Annotated in this window: 13 protein-coding genes; 6 read left to right on the forward strand and 7 right to left on the reverse strand. The window is 46.5% G+C overall.

Annotation, left to right across the window (positions count from 1 at the left end):
- From QUA97_RS01550 to purE, 4 genes are all read right to left on the reverse strand, one after another.
- Positions 1-1,449: an ammonium transporter gene (locus tag QUA97_RS01550; protein WP_333192434.1), complete on the reverse strand. Its 1,449-nt coding sequence runs from the start codon at positions 1,447-1,449 to the stop codon at positions 1-3.
- Positions 1,450-2,529: 1,080 nt separating this feature from the next.
- Positions 2,530-3,390 carry an SGNH/GDSL hydrolase family protein gene (locus QUA97_RS01555; protein ID WP_333192539.1) on the reverse strand — a complete coding sequence of 287 codons (861 nt, stop codon included), beginning with the start codon at positions 3,388-3,390 and terminating at the stop codon, positions 2,530-2,532.
- Positions 3,391-3,863: 473 nt separating this feature from the next.
- Positions 3,864-5,462 (reverse strand): ammonium transporter, encoded by a 1,599-nt coding sequence (locus QUA97_RS01560; protein WP_442922468.1) that lies wholly within the window; start codon positions 5,460-5,462, stop codon positions 3,864-3,866.
- A gap of 76 nt (positions 5,463-5,538) precedes the next feature.
- Positions 5,539-6,066 carry a 5-(carboxyamino)imidazole ribonucleotide mutase gene (gene purE, locus QUA97_RS01565; protein ID WP_333192440.1) on the reverse strand — a complete coding sequence of 176 codons (528 nt, stop codon included), beginning with the start codon at positions 6,064-6,066 and terminating at the stop codon, positions 5,539-5,541.
- Between the two features lie 331 nt (positions 6,067-6,397).
- Here purE and nagA point away from each other — a divergent pair, with 331 nt between their 5' ends.
- From nagA to bchM, 3 genes are all read left to right on the forward strand, one after another.
- Entirely contained in the window at positions 6,398-7,627 is a 1,230-nt protein-coding gene (gene nagA / locus QUA97_RS01570) for an N-acetylglucosamine-6-phosphate deacetylase (protein WP_194067444.1), read from the forward strand.
- A 27-nt stretch (positions 7,628-7,654) separates the two neighbouring features.
- On the forward strand, positions 7,655-7,783 hold the full coding sequence (locus QUA97_RS01575; protein WP_255515860.1) for a hypothetical protein: 129 nt from the start codon (positions 7,655-7,657) through the stop codon (positions 7,781-7,783).
- A gap of 159 nt (positions 7,784-7,942) precedes the next feature.
- Entirely contained in the window at positions 7,943-8,629 is a 687-nt protein-coding gene (bchM, locus tag QUA97_RS01580; protein ID WP_194067445.1) for a magnesium protoporphyrin IX methyltransferase, read from the forward strand.
- Positions 8,630-8,746: 117 nt separating this feature from the next.
- Here bchM and QUA97_RS01585 read toward each other — a convergent pair whose 3' ends face one another.
- Genes QUA97_RS01585 through QUA97_RS01590 form a run of 3 tightly spaced genes read right to left on the reverse strand, consistent with a single transcriptional unit; the run spans position 8,747 to position 11,472 of the window.
- Complete coding sequence (locus QUA97_RS01585; RefSeq protein WP_194068052.1) at positions 8,747-8,965, reverse strand: DUF6887 family protein; 219 nt, start codon at positions 8,963-8,965, stop codon at positions 8,747-8,749.
- Positions 8,966-8,967: 2 nt separating this feature from the next.
- Positions 8,968-9,144 carry a DUF6888 family protein gene (locus tag QUA97_RS28240; protein ID WP_442922469.1) on the reverse strand — a complete coding sequence of 59 codons (177 nt, stop codon included), beginning with the start codon at positions 9,142-9,144 and terminating at the stop codon, positions 8,968-8,970.
- 24 nt (positions 9,145-9,168) lie between these two features.
- The gene (locus QUA97_RS01590; RefSeq protein WP_194068053.1) at positions 9,169-11,472 is read right to left on the reverse strand and encodes a tetratricopeptide repeat protein; all 2,304 of its coding nucleotides are present in this window, start codon (positions 11,470-11,472) and stop codon (positions 9,169-9,171) included.
- 584 nt (positions 11,473-12,056) lie between these two features.
- Between QUA97_RS01590 and QUA97_RS01595 the strand changes: the two genes are divergently transcribed.
- The 3 genes from QUA97_RS01595 to QUA97_RS01605 form a co-directional block, all read left to right on the forward strand.
- Complete coding sequence (locus QUA97_RS01595) at positions 12,057-12,380, forward strand: hypothetical protein (protein ID WP_228050056.1); 324 nt, start codon at positions 12,057-12,059, stop codon at positions 12,378-12,380.
- Between the two features lie 307 nt (positions 12,381-12,687).
- Positions 12,688-13,881 (forward strand): CAP domain-containing protein, encoded by a 1,194-nt coding sequence (locus QUA97_RS01600; protein WP_333192450.1) that lies wholly within the window; start codon positions 12,688-12,690, stop codon positions 13,879-13,881.
- 279 nt (positions 13,882-14,160) lie between these two features.
- The coding region (locus QUA97_RS01605) for a calcium-binding protein (RefSeq protein WP_442922470.1) at positions 14,161-15,155 on the forward strand (995 nt) is incomplete at its 3' end.

A 15,155-nucleotide genomic window follows, 5' to 3' on the forward strand; every position in this document is an offset into this window, starting at 1 on the left:
TCAGCCTCCCACCTTCTTCGGCGCAAAAGGAGAACCAGATTCAAAGGAACTGAAACCGCCGGCAAAATCCTCACCGTAAGCTTCTTCCCCGTGTTGGCCGATATCCAAGCCTTGGTCTTCAGCAGATGACGGTACTCGCAGTTCCATAAACTGCCCCAAAATTTTCAAAATCACAAAAGTGCCGACAGCCGCAAACACGTAAGTAGCGAGAACACCTATAAACTGGGTCACGACTTGCCCCGGATTTCCAGCAAACAGCCCGTCATTTCCGGCAGCGTTAACGGCTTTAGTCGCAAATACGCCAGTCAGCAACGCCCCTACAGTCCCGCCGAGGCCGTGAATCGGGTAGGTATCTAAAGTGTCGTCAAATCCCAGCTTAGCGCGCCAGCTAACGGCAAAGAAGCAGCAAACCGAAGTGATCGATCCGATCAAAAGCGCCCCCACTGGCAGCACGAATCCAGCGGCGGGTGTGATTCCTACCAATCCCGCTAGGAAACCGCTAGCAATTCCGACTGCTGTCGGTTTGCCTCTGAACACCCATTCGATGATTGTCCAAGTTAAGCCGCCGCCTGCGGTAGCAATCATTGTGGTGACAAAAGCTACTGTGGCTAAGGAACCGGATGCCAAAGCGCTACCGCCGTTGAAGCCAAACCAGCCGAACCACAGCAGTCCAATTCCTAACAAGACGTAGGGTACGTTGTGGGGTGTGTGGGGCTTGTTCAAGTGGTCTTTGCGGGGCCCGATTACCCAAGCTGCGACTACGGCTGATACGCCGGAACTGATGTGGACGACTGTACCGCCGGCAAAGTCTAGAGCTCCGATCGCTCCGAGCCACCCTCTACCCCAAACCCAGTGCGCTAAAGGTGAGTAGATGAAGGTTGACCACAGCAGCACGAACCAGAAGTAGGTTTTGAATGTTACCCGTTCGACGATCGCCCCGGAAATCAAGGCGGGAGTGATGATGGCGAACATCATCTGGTAAACCATGAATACTTGGTGGGGTATTGTCGGTGCGTAGCCGATCGGATCTGGTTTGTCTGCGACGACGTTGTTTAAGAACATCCAGTCCAGGCCGCCAATGAAGCTTTCGATCCCTTTAGCAAAGCCTTGGGAGGCTGGAGTGGAAACGTCAAAGGCCAAACTGTACCCCCACAGCGTCCAGGTGACTCCGATCAGTCCCATCATGACTAAGCTCATCATCATGGTGTTGAGGACGTTGCGCGATCGCACCAGTCCTCCGTAGAAAAACGCTAGTCCTGGTGTCATTAACAACACCAGTGCTGATGACACTAACATCCATGCCGTATCGCCGGTGTCGATCGGATTCGCCACCACCGCAGCCGCCGCAGGAGCAGCAGCAGGAGCATCTTGAGCTAAGGCATTGTCCATCAGCGGCCCGCTTAACAGCCACAGTGCGAGGATGCCGATCGTGAAACTTCTTTTGAACACGTTATTTTTACCTTCTAATACTCAGCATTTTTTAGGGAAGACGGAGCCGATTTTAGATGCGAGGATTTTAGATGCAATAGTTATTTGGTTTTAAGTCCCTGTTTGAGCGGAACCAATCTTCAATAGATAATTCCCTAGTCCTCAACTGCCCGACTTCACACAACTGGATCGATCTAAATTGGTCAACTATCAATCTAATAGCCTATGCCTTTTGGATTGCACCATTTGTAGAAACTATTATTCTGTATCAAGGTATACTAGATATTTCAAAAATTGGATTTCTTAAATATATTTCCCGGTATTTGACATAACCCGTGGAAGCGGAAACGGGACAGGGAAGAAAGCTATAAAGGCTTCCTTCGGCTACGCTGGCTGATAAGTCGCGATCGGGTAAAGAAGGGAAGAGTTCGGGAGAATATAAATTGATCCTCGATCTTTCTCACTGCTGACTACGAGTGATGACTGCGAGTGATGACTAGGGCTTGCCGAATAGAACTAGAAGTTATGACTGCCTAGGGTTTCAAGATTTTTAAACACAAAAAATAGCTCTCGTTATGACCTTTGTCGGCTCAAAATCCTTGCATTTCGGTGGAAAATTGTGGAGTAAATTTGGGGATCCATCTCCGAATCTCCCATTTTTCAAGCTGTTTGGCACCTAGATTCGATTTGTGGACTTTTTCAGCAAGTCCTCACTATTGACACTCCCCGGCCTTAAGGCAAGGGGATTCTTAAGACATTTATGTCTTAATATCCCACGTTTGCGTGGGTTCCCAGGCTGACTACGTTTGCAGCGTAGCTGCGTAGTCATATCTCCTCAAAAATCTTTTGGGCGTAGACTTTCCCCCAGTCCGGGGGTAGGTTTTTATATCTTGTCTGATTTAGTTATTCTAACATATTCATTTGTTAAGATGGATTTGTTGTTTTACTTAACAATGGAAAAAAGCCGTTCTCAAAAGACGAGGTTTTAAACCCAATTTTCTGATAACGTTCGCTCGGAGGGACAGCACTAATGACTAGCCTTCGGCTTCGCGATCAGCTAAAATGACTATTGACTAATGACTATTGACTATTGACTATTGACTAATGTTTTAACTGCATCTGAGCAAACATTTGCAGGCCCGATCGCCAAACCAGATAACCCCGATCGTTAAGGTGCAAGCCGTCTGTACTCAGTTCGATTGGTAAATTGCCGTCAGCATCCGCAAACAGCGGCTGCAAATCGAGATACAAAACATTTTCAGAACTAGCAATTTCTTTGAGCCGCCGATTGATGGAGCGAATCCGACTGTTAGGAATCGCCAGCAGCCGATCGCGATTTTCCCAAGTTGCTTGTTCCCCGCTGTGCGGCAAAATCGACTGCACCACCACTTGTGCTTTCGGGTGAGCCCACCGCAAATCGCGAATAATCTGCCGCTGATTGTCCAAAATCCCTTCGTCGGTGGCGCCCCGCAGCAAATCGTTAATCCCGATCATGACAAACACCGTATCGGGTGCCGTGCGATCTAACAACTGCAAGCGCTTGAGCAAACCCACGGAAGTCTCCCCCGAAATCCCTTGATTGAGCCAAATGCGATCGGGCGGCAACATCTTTGCTGGAAACCACATACTCAAAGAATCCCCAGCCAAAACACTGAGTTTGGGGGGTCGATTCGCCGCCACCGCCTCAGCTTCCCGGCCCAACTGCATCACCCACTCCTGGTAAGTCCATTTGTGTCGCTGTCCCGGAACCGGTACCTCTAGCAATGTCTTTGCAGAGTTTGTCGCCGTCACAGAGCGAATTAGTTCCTCAGTGCCTCCTGCAACCGCAGCACTCTCAGGAGAGCTTTCTGTCATGTTGTGTCCTCTGGCGAGCATTTGAGCGATCGCGGCTATTAGTAGCGCGTTTGTCACCAGAGATAAGAAAGCCCAAACCGGCATTTTTTTCGATCGCCTAACTTCCATCCCTAAGAGGGATTTATGAGTTCTACTTTTGCTAACTCCTCCAAACTTCTCCATAAACTCAAACGATTTGCAGACACCACACTGAATCATTAGCACTAATTGCTGCATCAATTTTGACCGCTCGATTTTCGCCTCAATTCTTGTCATGAATAAACCACTGTGCTGTGGGAGGGCGCGACGGCGATGCAGAACTTTGCTTTTTGGCACTACTTTATCATAAAAAATATGGCTGCCAAACTTTCTGGCACACAAATCTGACAATTTGAGATTTGAGATTTGAGATTTGAAATTGGGGTATGAGTTACTACATAAGGATTGAGGGCTGTTTTAGAGGTGCGTTTTTTTTTAAAGAGGGTTAGACGCACCAACCCGTTTTGTTAAGGTGAATCAAGCCCTAGATTAACCTACAAATCGCCGATCTAGGGCCAGAAAGCTGAAGAAAGTCGATCGATCGCACCCTCTCAAGGAGCGATCTAAAGTTTAGTAGTCCTCCCGCCAGAGCTTCCAGCATAACCGCCGTAGCTGGTCTCACTTCTGTTTTCCAAGCTAGTTTCCTTCACAAAACCAGTGTAAGCTTCCATCCCGTGTTCGCCGATATCCAAACCTTCAGCCTCCTCAGCAGGAGAAACGCGGATACCCAGCAAAGCTTTTAGTGCCACCCAAAAAATCGTGCTCAGCAAAACAGTCATCCCGCCTACAGAAATAACGCCCACCAACTGCGCCCAGAGTTGACCGAAACCTCCGCCCACGAGCAATCCGGCTGCCGGGCCTGCGGTATAAAGACCTGTTGTCGGCCCGTCAGCAAACAAGCCCACTGCCAGAGTCCCCCAGATGCCGCAGACTAAGTGAACTGAAGTTGCCCCTACAGGATCGTCTACTTTCAAGTTGTCGAAGAAAGTTACGGCGAAAACTACCAGGATGCCGGCGATCGTGCCGATAATGGCAGAGTTGGGTATGTTGATCCAAGCACAGCTAGCTGTTACCCCGACTAAGCCTGCGAGGATGCCGTTGATAATCATCGAAAGGTCGGGTTTGCCCAGGTAAAGCCAAGCTGTAATCGTTGCAGCAACTCCCCCGAAGGCACCGGCGGTGTTGGTGGTGATGGCGATGTGGGAGATTGCATTTGGATCGAGTGCCATTGTCGAACCGGGATTGAACCCGAACCAACCCAACCACAGAATCAAACAGCCCAGAGTCGCGATACTCATGTTGTGTCCCGGCATTGCCACAGTATCGCCGTCGCGATACCTGCCCATCCGCGGCCCGAGAAATGCCGCTCCCATCAAAGCAGCCCAACCGCCTACCGAGTGAACCACTGTCGAACCGGCAAAATCCCAAAATCCGGCTGTTGCCAGCCAGCCGCCGCCCCAAATCCAGTGTCCGGTAATCGGGTAAGCAATGCCTACTAACAGCAAGCAGAAAATTAAGAATTCCAGGAATTTAATGCGCTCTGCAACGGCCCCAGAAACGATCGTGGCAGCAGTTCCGGCAAAAACTAATTGGAAAAAGAATTTAGCGTTGAGGGGTACTCCCGTCCAGTTTAATGCGGTGAAGATGCCTTGATAAGCATCTCCTGTGGCGGGGCTGTTGTCAGCTACATTCCACAGGAAAAATCCGCCGCTGCTGCCGATAAAACCGTTGCCGTTGCTGAACATTAATGCAAAGCCGATCGCCCAATACGCCAGCGTTGACAGTGCAAAAACAATCAAGTTTTTGGACAGCACGTTAACCGCATTTTTTTGACGGCAAAAACCGGTTTCCAACATACCGAAACCCGCGTTCATAAAGAACACTAGCATTCCCGTCACCATTACCCACATGGTATCCATGCCTACTTTGAGGCTTGCCAATTGTTGCTCGGTGGTTGGGGCGGCAGGCGTTTGGGCGACTGCGGCATATCCCCAAAGCGAGAATACGATCGCAGCTAAGGGTATGCAGGCTTGCCAACTCGGGCTCAGGCGGGCGATCGCCCTTTGTAATTTCTGGAACCTGTTAACTTTTGTAAAAGATTTCGCTGGTAAATCTAAAGACTCCCGCCTGAATTGTTTCGATTTTTTTTTCCCGACAGTCATTTTGATCATTTTCGCCCTTTTTATAACTGTTCCGATCGGTAAGAACCCGAAAACTTTCCAATTCTACTACAGAAGTTTATAGATTATTGTTCAGATTGAGATAGTTCTGATAACCTACATTTTCTAGCTGATTTTGTTTATTCATTACAGATTCGGACAAATTTTTGCGGTATGCGAGGACTCGATCTAGCAATTCTGGCTGAGAAACTGCTAATATTTGAACTGCCAGCAAGCCGGCATTTTTAGCATTGCCGATCGCTACTGTTGCCACCGGTATCCCGGCTGGCATTTGCACGATCGAGTACAGCGAATCTACCCCTTGCAGGTGGCGGCTCGGTACCGGCACGCCAATCACTGGCAAAGGAGTTAAAGATGCTACCATTCCCGGCAGATGTGCCGCTCCCCCAGCACCTGCGATAATGACTTTCAAGCCCCGTTGGTGAGCGGTTTGGGCGTATTCTACCATGGGTAGGGGAGTGCGGTGGGCCGAGACGATCGCCACAGAGCAAGGTATGTTGAATTCTTCGCAAATGGCGATCGCATCAGACATGGTAGGCAAATCCGAATCGCTGCCCATAATAATTCCAACTATCGGTTCATTCATGCAATTTTCAGATATGAGATTTCAGATTAATGGTAATTTAAAATTATGGCGTTAACTAAAATTTAGATATTTTGTAGCCAAACTGATGCAGGAGAGCAATTTAGTCACAAGCCAAGAATGCAGCAAGCAAAAAGCTTCGCATCCTCATCACCAGCCCCCAGATCGAGGCGAACAAATCTCAAACTTGTAAGGCAAAACCGAAGGATCTAAAATATGAAATCTCAAATCTAAAATCGGATGCAAGTATTTAAAATCTGAAAACTCACACTTGCATTACGAAGCCGAAATATCTAAAATCTCAAATCTACTAAAATCTCAAATCTAAAATCGGATGACTGAAGTCACAACCCCAACTGCCTCCCCCATCAATATTCTCAATGCTCGCATCCCCGGCTACAAGGAGCTGCAAATGCTTGCTGTTGACGAAGCGGGCATCATTCAAGAAGTTTGCCCGATGGATGCAGTATTTAAACGGATTTGTCCTCCAGATTTGCAAGTGGTTGATGCAGCAGGCGATTGGATTTCCCTGGGCGGTGTTGACTTGCAAATTAACGGAGCTCTCGGTTTTGCTTTTCCCGATTTAGAAAGCAAAGATATTGAAGTTTTATCGAAAATTTCTCAATTTTTATGGAATCAGGGAATAGATGCTTTTTTGCCAACTTTGGTAACAACTTCGCTGAAAAAGTTTAGGCGATCGCTCTCGACGGTAGCTGATTATATCCGCAGTGCAAAAAACGCTGCTCCAGCAACAAATAATACAAAAACAGCGGAAATTATCGGCGTTCACCTCGAAGGCCCTTTTCTCAACCCGCAGAAGCGAGGAGCTCACCCCGTTGAGTTTTTACTACCGCTAACTATAGAGAATGTCAAACAAGTTTTAGGAGATTGTGCCGAAGTTGTCAAAATAATTACTTTAGCACCTGAATTAGACAGCACGGGCGAAGTCATTCCCTACTTGCAAAGTTTGGGAATTACCGTCAGTCTCGGACACTCCCAAGCAACGGCAGAGCAAGCGCAGCAAGCACTTGCCAGCGGTGCTTCAATGGTAACTCACGCTTTTAATGCGATGCCGAGTTTGCACCACCGAGAACCGGGTTTGTTGGGCGCTGCGATCGTTTATCCGGGCGCAAAATGCGGTTTAATTGCTGACGGAAAGCACGTTTCTCCCACAATGATCGATTTTTTGCTTCGCGCAGGCGGCTACGAAAAAGGCATTTTTTTGGTCAGCGATGCTTTAGCTCCTTTGGGTTTGCCTGACGGTGTTTATCCTTGGGATTCCCGACAAATTGAAGTCAGAAAAGGTACGGCTTGGGTAAGATTGGATTACCACACGCCCCTGGAATCTGCTACTTTGGCAGGTACAACTCTGCCACTGTTGGCGGGAGTGCAGAATTTGGTGAAGTGGGGGATTTGCGAGCCAGAAAGTGCGATCGCCCTAGCAACTGAATCTCCCAGAAAGGCGATCGGACTTTCGGGAATTATCGGCCAACCTGCTGCTCAACTGTTGCGCTGGAATTTGAATGAAGCGATAAAACAATTAACTTGGCACAGACTATTTTAGATTTTAGATTGTAATGGGGAATTGGGAATGGGGAATCGCGAATGGGGAATGGGGAATTGGGAATTGGGAATGGGGAATTGGGAATTGGGAATGGGGAATTGGGAATTGGGAATTGGGAATTGGGAATTAAGAATTGGGAATGGGAATTTTTCCTAATGACTGATGACTGATGACTGATGACTAAGGACTAATGACTAATGACTAATGACTAATGACTGATGACTAATGACTGATGACTGATGACTGATGACTAATGACTAATGACTTCTGCTATAATATCAAACCGTTGGCAATAACTCAGCAGCAGGCAGATCGATGAATTTGGTAGACGACAAGACTATAGTTAGACAGTATTTTAACTCGACGGGATTCGATCGCTGGCAGCGAATTTACGGCGACGGCAAAGTCAACAAAGTGCAGCTAGACATCCGCACCGGGCACCAGAAAACGGTGGATACAGTCATCGAATGGCTGCAAGCTGACGGTAATTTGGCCGGGCTGAGTATCTGCGATGCCGGCTGCGGTGTGGGATCTTTGAGCATTCCCCTAGCTGAGGCTGGGGCAATTGTTTGCGCTAGCGATATCTCTGAAAAGATGGTAGCAGAAGCCTACGATCGATCGACAGCCGTTCCCGGCAAGCTGTACAACATATCCTTCGCCGCCCAGGATTTGGAAGCTTTAACGGGCAAATTTCACACGGTTATTTGCTTGGACGTGCTGATCCACTATCCTCAAAATAAAGCCGCGGAAATGATCGCTCACCTAAGTTCGATCGCCCAATCGCGACTAATTCTCAGTTTTGCCCCAAAAACTTTAGCACTCACCGCCCTCAAAAAATTTGGCGAACTTTTCCCCGGCCCGAGCAAAACTACTCGCGCTTACCAGCACCGCGAAGCAGATATTATCAAAATCCTAGAAAGCAACGGCTTTGTTGTTAACAGAACAGCCATGAACAGCACTAGCTTTTACTATTCTCGCTTGCTGGAAGCTGTGCGGAAATAGGGTCAAAATATCTGCCTCTTCTGAAGCGAGTTTAGAGCATTTATGGGCGGGGTGGGGGCGGGTTTATACAATTTATTAGTAGCTGTCAAAAAATTCGGAAAACCCGCCCCACTACATCTAAGCTGATTCTTGGTGGCCCGGATCGCCCCGGAGTTTTTCTATAAACTCTGGATAATTTTCCATATCCTCTAAGGATTTTAGGGGTGGATGCGTTACCCGGTTCCCTTCTGCGTTGATTTTATCAACATAAGCATAGAATGCCTCATTATCATCTCGATGAGCGAGTACATAAGCGCGTAACTCTTTTTTGCTCATTTCATTGAAGTTGGGTTTCATATTTATTTAATCCATTCGACCTTGGGTTTAATTTCGATTTCGATTTCTTCACCAACTAAGATGAACACATTTCCTGTCCGCTCATCTATACGGACTAAATGAACACTCCGATACAATTTTGTTGCCCAGCAACAAAGAATGAAGGTTTGCCTCTGTGCTGTCGTGGGAATAGCTTCCACTCCTGAAACTCACCATCTTTCATTTTACACTTTTTGGCTAAAATTGCCATTCAGACAATCTTGAACTTTATTCACTTGTTTAGGCGTTTTCATTTGATTAAATATTTTAATAGCTTGCTGCCAGTGATTCTGAGCTATTTCTAATTCTCCCAAATCCCGGTAAGTCAGCCCGATGTAATAATTGCTAATCCCTAATTCGTACTTAGCACCAATTTTCGTATAAAATTCAATGGCTTGGTTTTGATATTTCAAAGAAGCTGAAAAATCATTACTTTCTCGAAAAACATCGCCCAGAATGTACCAGGCACGGGCGATGTCTGATGTAAAGTTGCAATTTTGGGCGATCGCCACAACTTGCCCTAAAGTTTGCTTAGCTTGTTCGTACTCGCCAATATGTTTTTGAGCTAAACCAGCCATATTCAAATCCCAACAAGCTTGCCAAGGCGGAACATTTTCTAAAGGTTGTTGTAAGTGTCTTTTAGCTTCTTTCAATGCTGCCTTGGCCTCACTCCCTTGTCCTAAATAAGAGCGCAGTAGAGCAACTTCGCAGTAACAACTATTTAACCGAGATTGAATTGCAGGAGATACTGGAGATAAAGCTAGATCGAGTTTTGCTTGGTAAATAGCTAATCCTAACTCGTATTCACCAGCAGCAATATAGCACAAACCCATATCACTATAGGAGTTGAATTCTGTCCATTTATCGCCTTCACGCTTAGCAGCAAATTGAGCTTGGCGGTGATATTCTAAAGCTACCTCAAAACCATCCGCTAGCAAATAGGCGTGACAGTCGCCGATGCAACGATACAGACTTGCTTCCCGGTTAGGCGAAACTCGATTTAACAGTTTTTCTGCTAATTCAAGAGTTTGGCTGATGTATCCCCAGGATAAAAAATATAGAAACAATTCTTCTGGTAAAATAGGTATAGCAGGGCGGCACAATACATCCCACGCTGAATCACAATCATGTATTTCTCGGAAATGATAATAAGCTTCTAAAACTTGCAAACCTAACTGAGGGGATTGAATGTGTTCTACACTGGTAAACCAATGTTGGGCGATCGCCCTTTGAGTTTGTTCCCATTCGCTGCTCTTTTGCAACTGATTCAAACCCGCCGCCCGAATTGCTGGGTGCATTCGGTATTTGCCCCGATGTAATTGTAGCAAGGAATAGTCGCACAACTGCCGCGTTACTTTCAATTGTTCTGCTGGCGTTACATCCCACAGCAAAGCCTTGATACAAGTATCTGGCAACCATTCAATTTCTTGATACCGACAAGCTCCCAAACGGCATAGCAAGCGGTAAGCTTGCTGAGAGTGAGCGTTGAGGCGATTTAGTTGATTGTTGATAAGAAACGAAAATGGATCTAGCTGCTGTAATTCCTGGCGGTTTTGTTGCCAAGCTTCGGCAATATCTCCGTCATAATTATTGTGAATATCATTGTACAGCACCTCCATTGCCAGAGCATTACCTTTGTAAACTGCGTGCATTTCTTGCAGAGCTTGTAAATCTTCCGAAGTTTTGGGAAATTCAAAATATTGTTGCCATGCTTCTGGACTCAAGCCTGTCAAACTGTGAGTTTGAACGCCTCTGATATCTGGTTCTTTTAATTTTTCTCTACTGGTAATCAGGGTGACTCCTTTGATTCTCGGATCGCACAGGACCCGCAGTAATTCTACATAATTGCGGTATTCAGGTAAAAACATACCGTTGCATAAGGCAGGTTCTAAGTTGTCTATGAAAATTGCGACTTTGATTTGACGCAGTTTTTTTTCTAGTAAGTTTAAACTGAGGCTAAAATCTCTGGGTGCATCTTCCTGAAAATCTTGTTGCAGCCAAGTTTGTACAAATGAATCGGCACTCCGCAAGTTTTCGGGAGTTAGGGCAATTTTCATATCTAAGATTTTTTCAAATTGGCAACTTGCTAAGTATTGCTGTGCTAAGGTGGTTTTTCCGATGCCGCCTTCTCCTACTATTATCAAAATTTTGAAATTTTCTGATGTCCATTTTTGGAGTTTGGCAATATCTGAAGTTCGTTCAACCCAGCGAGAATTTAATGGTTGTGTTTCTACAGGTTGCGCCGGGATTAATTCTGGCATGAATTGAAAAAACAATGACTGCAAATCTGACCAGCTTGAGCGCTTGTCGTCTCCCAAACCAAAGGCTTGATATGCTGCGGTCAAGTGTTGGCGTACAGTTGCTTCTGATTTAATTGCGAGAATTTTGGCGATTTGTTTGTTGGGTTTTCCAGCTAGTTTTTGCTGCAAAACTTGCTTGCATTTATTGCCTAAATTGTTGTAAATGGTGATAAACTCTGCTTGATTCATCGGTAGTTTACCTATAGGTATAAGTACGATCGCGCGGTGTATTTAGGGGGGATAACCCCTGGGATGTTTGAAAAAGTGTGATGTCTTAAGTGCGATCGCGTAGGGCAGCGAAATGTCATATCAAATCCGTTAGCATCGGAATTATAAAAACGGAGGACACGGCAGTGCCGTGTCCCTACGGCGATCAATTGTAGGGACACGGCACTGCCGTGTCCTCTATATCTATATCATTCCGATGCAACCGGATTTGATGTCAAAGGTTGGTGACTGCTGCCTGTGACTGCACAATTGTGAGTTTTGAATGTGCATTGATTTTACACTGAGTTACGGGTTAAAAGTTATTCAATAATTAAATTTTTGCAAACACCATTTAGGAGGTAAGAACTATGGATTTTCTGGCGGATGGGGATTGTGCGGATGCAAGGCTGCTATTTGTTGTGCGATCGCGGGTAATAGGTGCTTCACTGTCTGTGGCTTTGGGAGCGATCGTGTAAATGATTGTTACAAAAGCTGGAACTATGCGTAAAAACATAGGGCTATTTCCGCAATGTCAATAAAGGCTGAAATTTAGGGAGTCAGAAGCTATGAGGTTTGTATCAGAGGATGCAGCAGGCGATCGGACTGACAAAGCAGGCGACAGCAACAGCAAAGCTAAGTCAACTCAGAAGGTGGAAACAGATATGTCATCAGCGCCAGAAAGCAAAGAGAATCCGATTAATCAGGTTTTGAATCAAGTTGAGAAGATTTTGTGTGAAACTTGGACAGAAACAGGGTTTGGACAGGTGATTATTGAGAGTGAGAGGAGAGAAAAGGGTAAAGGTAAGATTCAAGTGACTGTGAAAGGTTCTACTTTTTATCGGCATCACATTTCTGAGGAAGATATTCGGGAGTGGAATTCAAAGGAATAGGTGCGGGCTACCTCGCCTGGGCACTGAGACAGGGACTTATGTCCCTGTAGAATGTTGACAAACAGACGAGAATGGTGTATGTTTTTTTGTCAAGGTGAATAAAGCCTAAGTGTATCTACACTGCACGGCTGCGATGGCTGGCGGTATTAAAAGTTTGAATCATCTAAATAAACACAAAACCTAGTTCGAGACGATTGTGATTTTCGCGGGGCTGGGGAAGTGGTGATTTCGCATTATGTGCGATCGACCCTTCTCCGGCCTTTTGTTTTTCGATCCGCAAATTGACTTAACAAATTGGAGATTGAATATGGCTCGTTTAGATGGAACAGCGCAAAATGACCAACTCATTTGGTTTAATCCTGAACCCGTCGAAATTTATGGCTATGCTGGCGATGACACGCTAGTAGGCGATGCGGGAAACGATCTGATTGTTGGCGGTTCTGGAAGTGACAGTTTATTGGGAGATCCTGGTAACGATGTTATCTATGGTGGTCGGGATAGCGACTCTATGTATGGCGGATTGGGTGCAGATCAACTGTTTGGTGGCAAAGGAGATGATTATTTAGTCAGTGGCTTTGACACAGATACGCTGACAGGGGGTGGAGGTAGTGATACTTTTGGTGTCATCGGCGAAGGGGTAGCTATTATTACCGACTTTAATGCTGCTTTTGATTTCCTCCGACTGGTAGATAACCTGACAGGTTCTCGCGTTTTAGTTGCTCGTAATGACAGCAATAGTGTCGGAGTTTATGCTAGCAAAAATGGCAATTCTTCTTTTGATAAAGTCTTGGCATTGTTGACCAATTTTTCTGGCGATGTTGGCAGTGTTTCTGCGAAAATTATCGGTGGAAATGGGACAATAAGTCCGAGTCCAAATCCGAGTCCAAATCCGAGTCCAAATCCGAGTCCAAATCCGAGTCCAAATCCGAGTCCAAATCCATCGCCAAGTCCGAGTTCAACAGGAACCCCCGGCTTAGATCCAGAAGAGCGATCGGCTTTAGATTTCCTCAACTCTGCTCGGCAAAATCCCCAAGCCACAGGACAACAGTTAGGGATTGATCTGAGTGGAGTTACGCCTCGTCCTCCCTTAACACCCGATCCGATTTTAAATCAGGTTGCTCAGCAGCGAGCTGATGATTTGGCAGCTAGAAATTACTTCGCTCATGTAGATCCAGACGGTCTGGGCCCAAACATAAAGGTAGAGCGAGCTGGATATCCGCTGCCGTCGTTTTACTTGGGCAACCCCGCCAACAATTTCATTGAATCGCTATCGACCGTATACACCGTTGGCAATTCCTCTGGTGCTCAAACTTCAGGAAAAGATCAGATGGCAAATTTGCTCGTTGATGCTGGAATATCACCCCCTGGCCATCGGATTCACTTGCTAGCTCTTAATGATTTATACGGCAAGCATACGGATGTAGGTATCGGTTATACCAGCGTCACAAGAGGGAATCAAACCAACTACTATATGGCTGTTTTGACGGCCTATAAAGCTTGAAGGATATAACAACTAACAAGCGATAGCCTTTTCACAAAACAGGTGATTTTCCATAATTTTTTCAATCATATCATGTCCGTTTAATTCGGAATTGTATAAATTTTGGATGGCTGGTTTACCAACAATTATGGCCTAAAACCCACAATCTTATAAACCCGCCCCACCGATAAAAATCGGATGCTACCGGACATAATATCAGAGGTAATTATCGATCGGACTTAAAGCGCGATCGCCATTTCTTCACTTAGTTTTTTTTGCAAACCAATAGGTAGGAAAATTATGACTATCAAACGACAAGGGATTTATTTGATCGGAGAAGATACAGCCGACAATGTTGCACTCGAAGCTGGACAACTTCAGGACGTATCTGGAGGATTGCTAACTCGCAAAGGCAATGATACTGTCAGCGGTTCCTCTGATGCTGAAGTTGTATATGGTGGCAAAGGAAATGATGAAATTGAGGGCGGAAGTGGCAATGATTCCCTTCGCGGCGACAAAGATGAAGATACTGTTATCGGAGGAGATGGAGATGATTGCTTGTGCGGCGGTCAAGGCAATGATTCAATTGTCGGCGGTAGCGGCAATGATAGTTTGCACGGCGATCGGGGTATCGATACCCTAACAGGTGGCAGTGGCTCTGACACATTTTTTCTACTGTTAGATGATGAGAGTATTGATTACATTACCGATTATCAAAATGGAAGCGATCGCATTGCTAGCGACAACGGCTTTTTGAATTTTGATAACTACACTTTTAGTGCGGGTACGGGTGCTAATGGTGCTGGTAGTTCCGATACGGTGATGATAGATAAAAGTAGCAATCGGGCGATCGCAGTTTTGCTCAATGTTGCCAGTAGCACGTTTGCAGCTACTCCGACACCGACACCGACACCAACTCCAACACCGACACCGACTCCAACACCAACTCCAACACCAACACCAGCCCCAACACCAGCCCCAACACCAGCCCCAACACCGGTTACGACTCCGGTGACAACTCCGACTCCGGTGACAACGCCGACTCCGGTGACAACGCCGACTCCGGTGACAACGCCGACTCCGGTGACAACGCCGACTCCGGTGACAACTCCGACTCCGGTTACGACTCCGACTCCGGTTACGACTCCGACTCCGGTGACAACGCCGACTCCGGTGACAACGCCGACTCCGGTGACAACGCCGACTCCGGTGACAACACCGACTCCGGTGACAACACCGACTCCGGTGACAACACCGACTCCGGTGACAACACCGACTCCGGTGACAACACCGAC

Origin of the sequence: Microcoleus sp. CZ3-B2 (genome assembly GCF_036705055.1) — a bacterium.
Taxonomy (GTDB): Bacteria; Cyanobacteriota; Cyanobacteriia; order Cyanobacteriales; family Microcoleaceae; genus Microcoleus.

Excerpts from the sequence above, each read along its gene's own strand:
- QUA97_RS01585 (WP_194068052.1), bottom strand. The coding sequence starts at position 8,965 with ATGAAACCCAACTTCAATGAAATGAGCAAAAAAGAGTTACGCGCTTAT.
- QUA97_RS01555 (WP_333192539.1), bottom strand. The coding sequence starts at position 3,390 with ATGGAAGTTAGGCGATCGAAAAAAATGCCGGTTTGGGCTTTCTTATCT.
- QUA97_RS01600 (WP_333192450.1), top strand. The coding sequence starts at position 12,688 with ATGGCTCGTTTAGATGGAACAGCGCAAAATGACCAACTCATTTGGTTT.
- QUA97_RS01575 (WP_255515860.1), top strand. The coding sequence starts at position 7,655 with ATGGGGAATCGCGAATGGGGAATGGGGAATTGGGAATTGGGAATGGGG.
- bchM (WP_194067445.1), top strand. The coding sequence starts at position 7,943 with ATGAATTTGGTAGACGACAAGACTATAGTTAGACAGTATTTTAACTCG.
- purE (WP_333192440.1), bottom strand. The coding sequence starts at position 6,066 with ATGAATGAACCGATAGTTGGAATTATTATGGGCAGCGATTCGGATTTG.
- QUA97_RS01590 (WP_194068053.1), bottom strand. The coding sequence starts at position 11,472 with ATGAATCAAGCAGAGTTTATCACCATTTACAACAATTTAGGCAATAAA.
- QUA97_RS01595 (WP_228050056.1), top strand. The coding sequence starts at position 12,057 with ATGAGGTTTGTATCAGAGGATGCAGCAGGCGATCGGACTGACAAAGCA.
- QUA97_RS01560 (WP_442922468.1), bottom strand. The coding sequence starts at position 5,462 with ATGACTGTCGGGAAAAAAAAATCGAAACAATTCAGGCGGGAGTCTTTA.
- nagA (WP_194067444.1), top strand. The coding sequence starts at position 6,398 with ATGACTGAAGTCACAACCCCAACTGCCTCCCCCATCAATATTCTCAAT.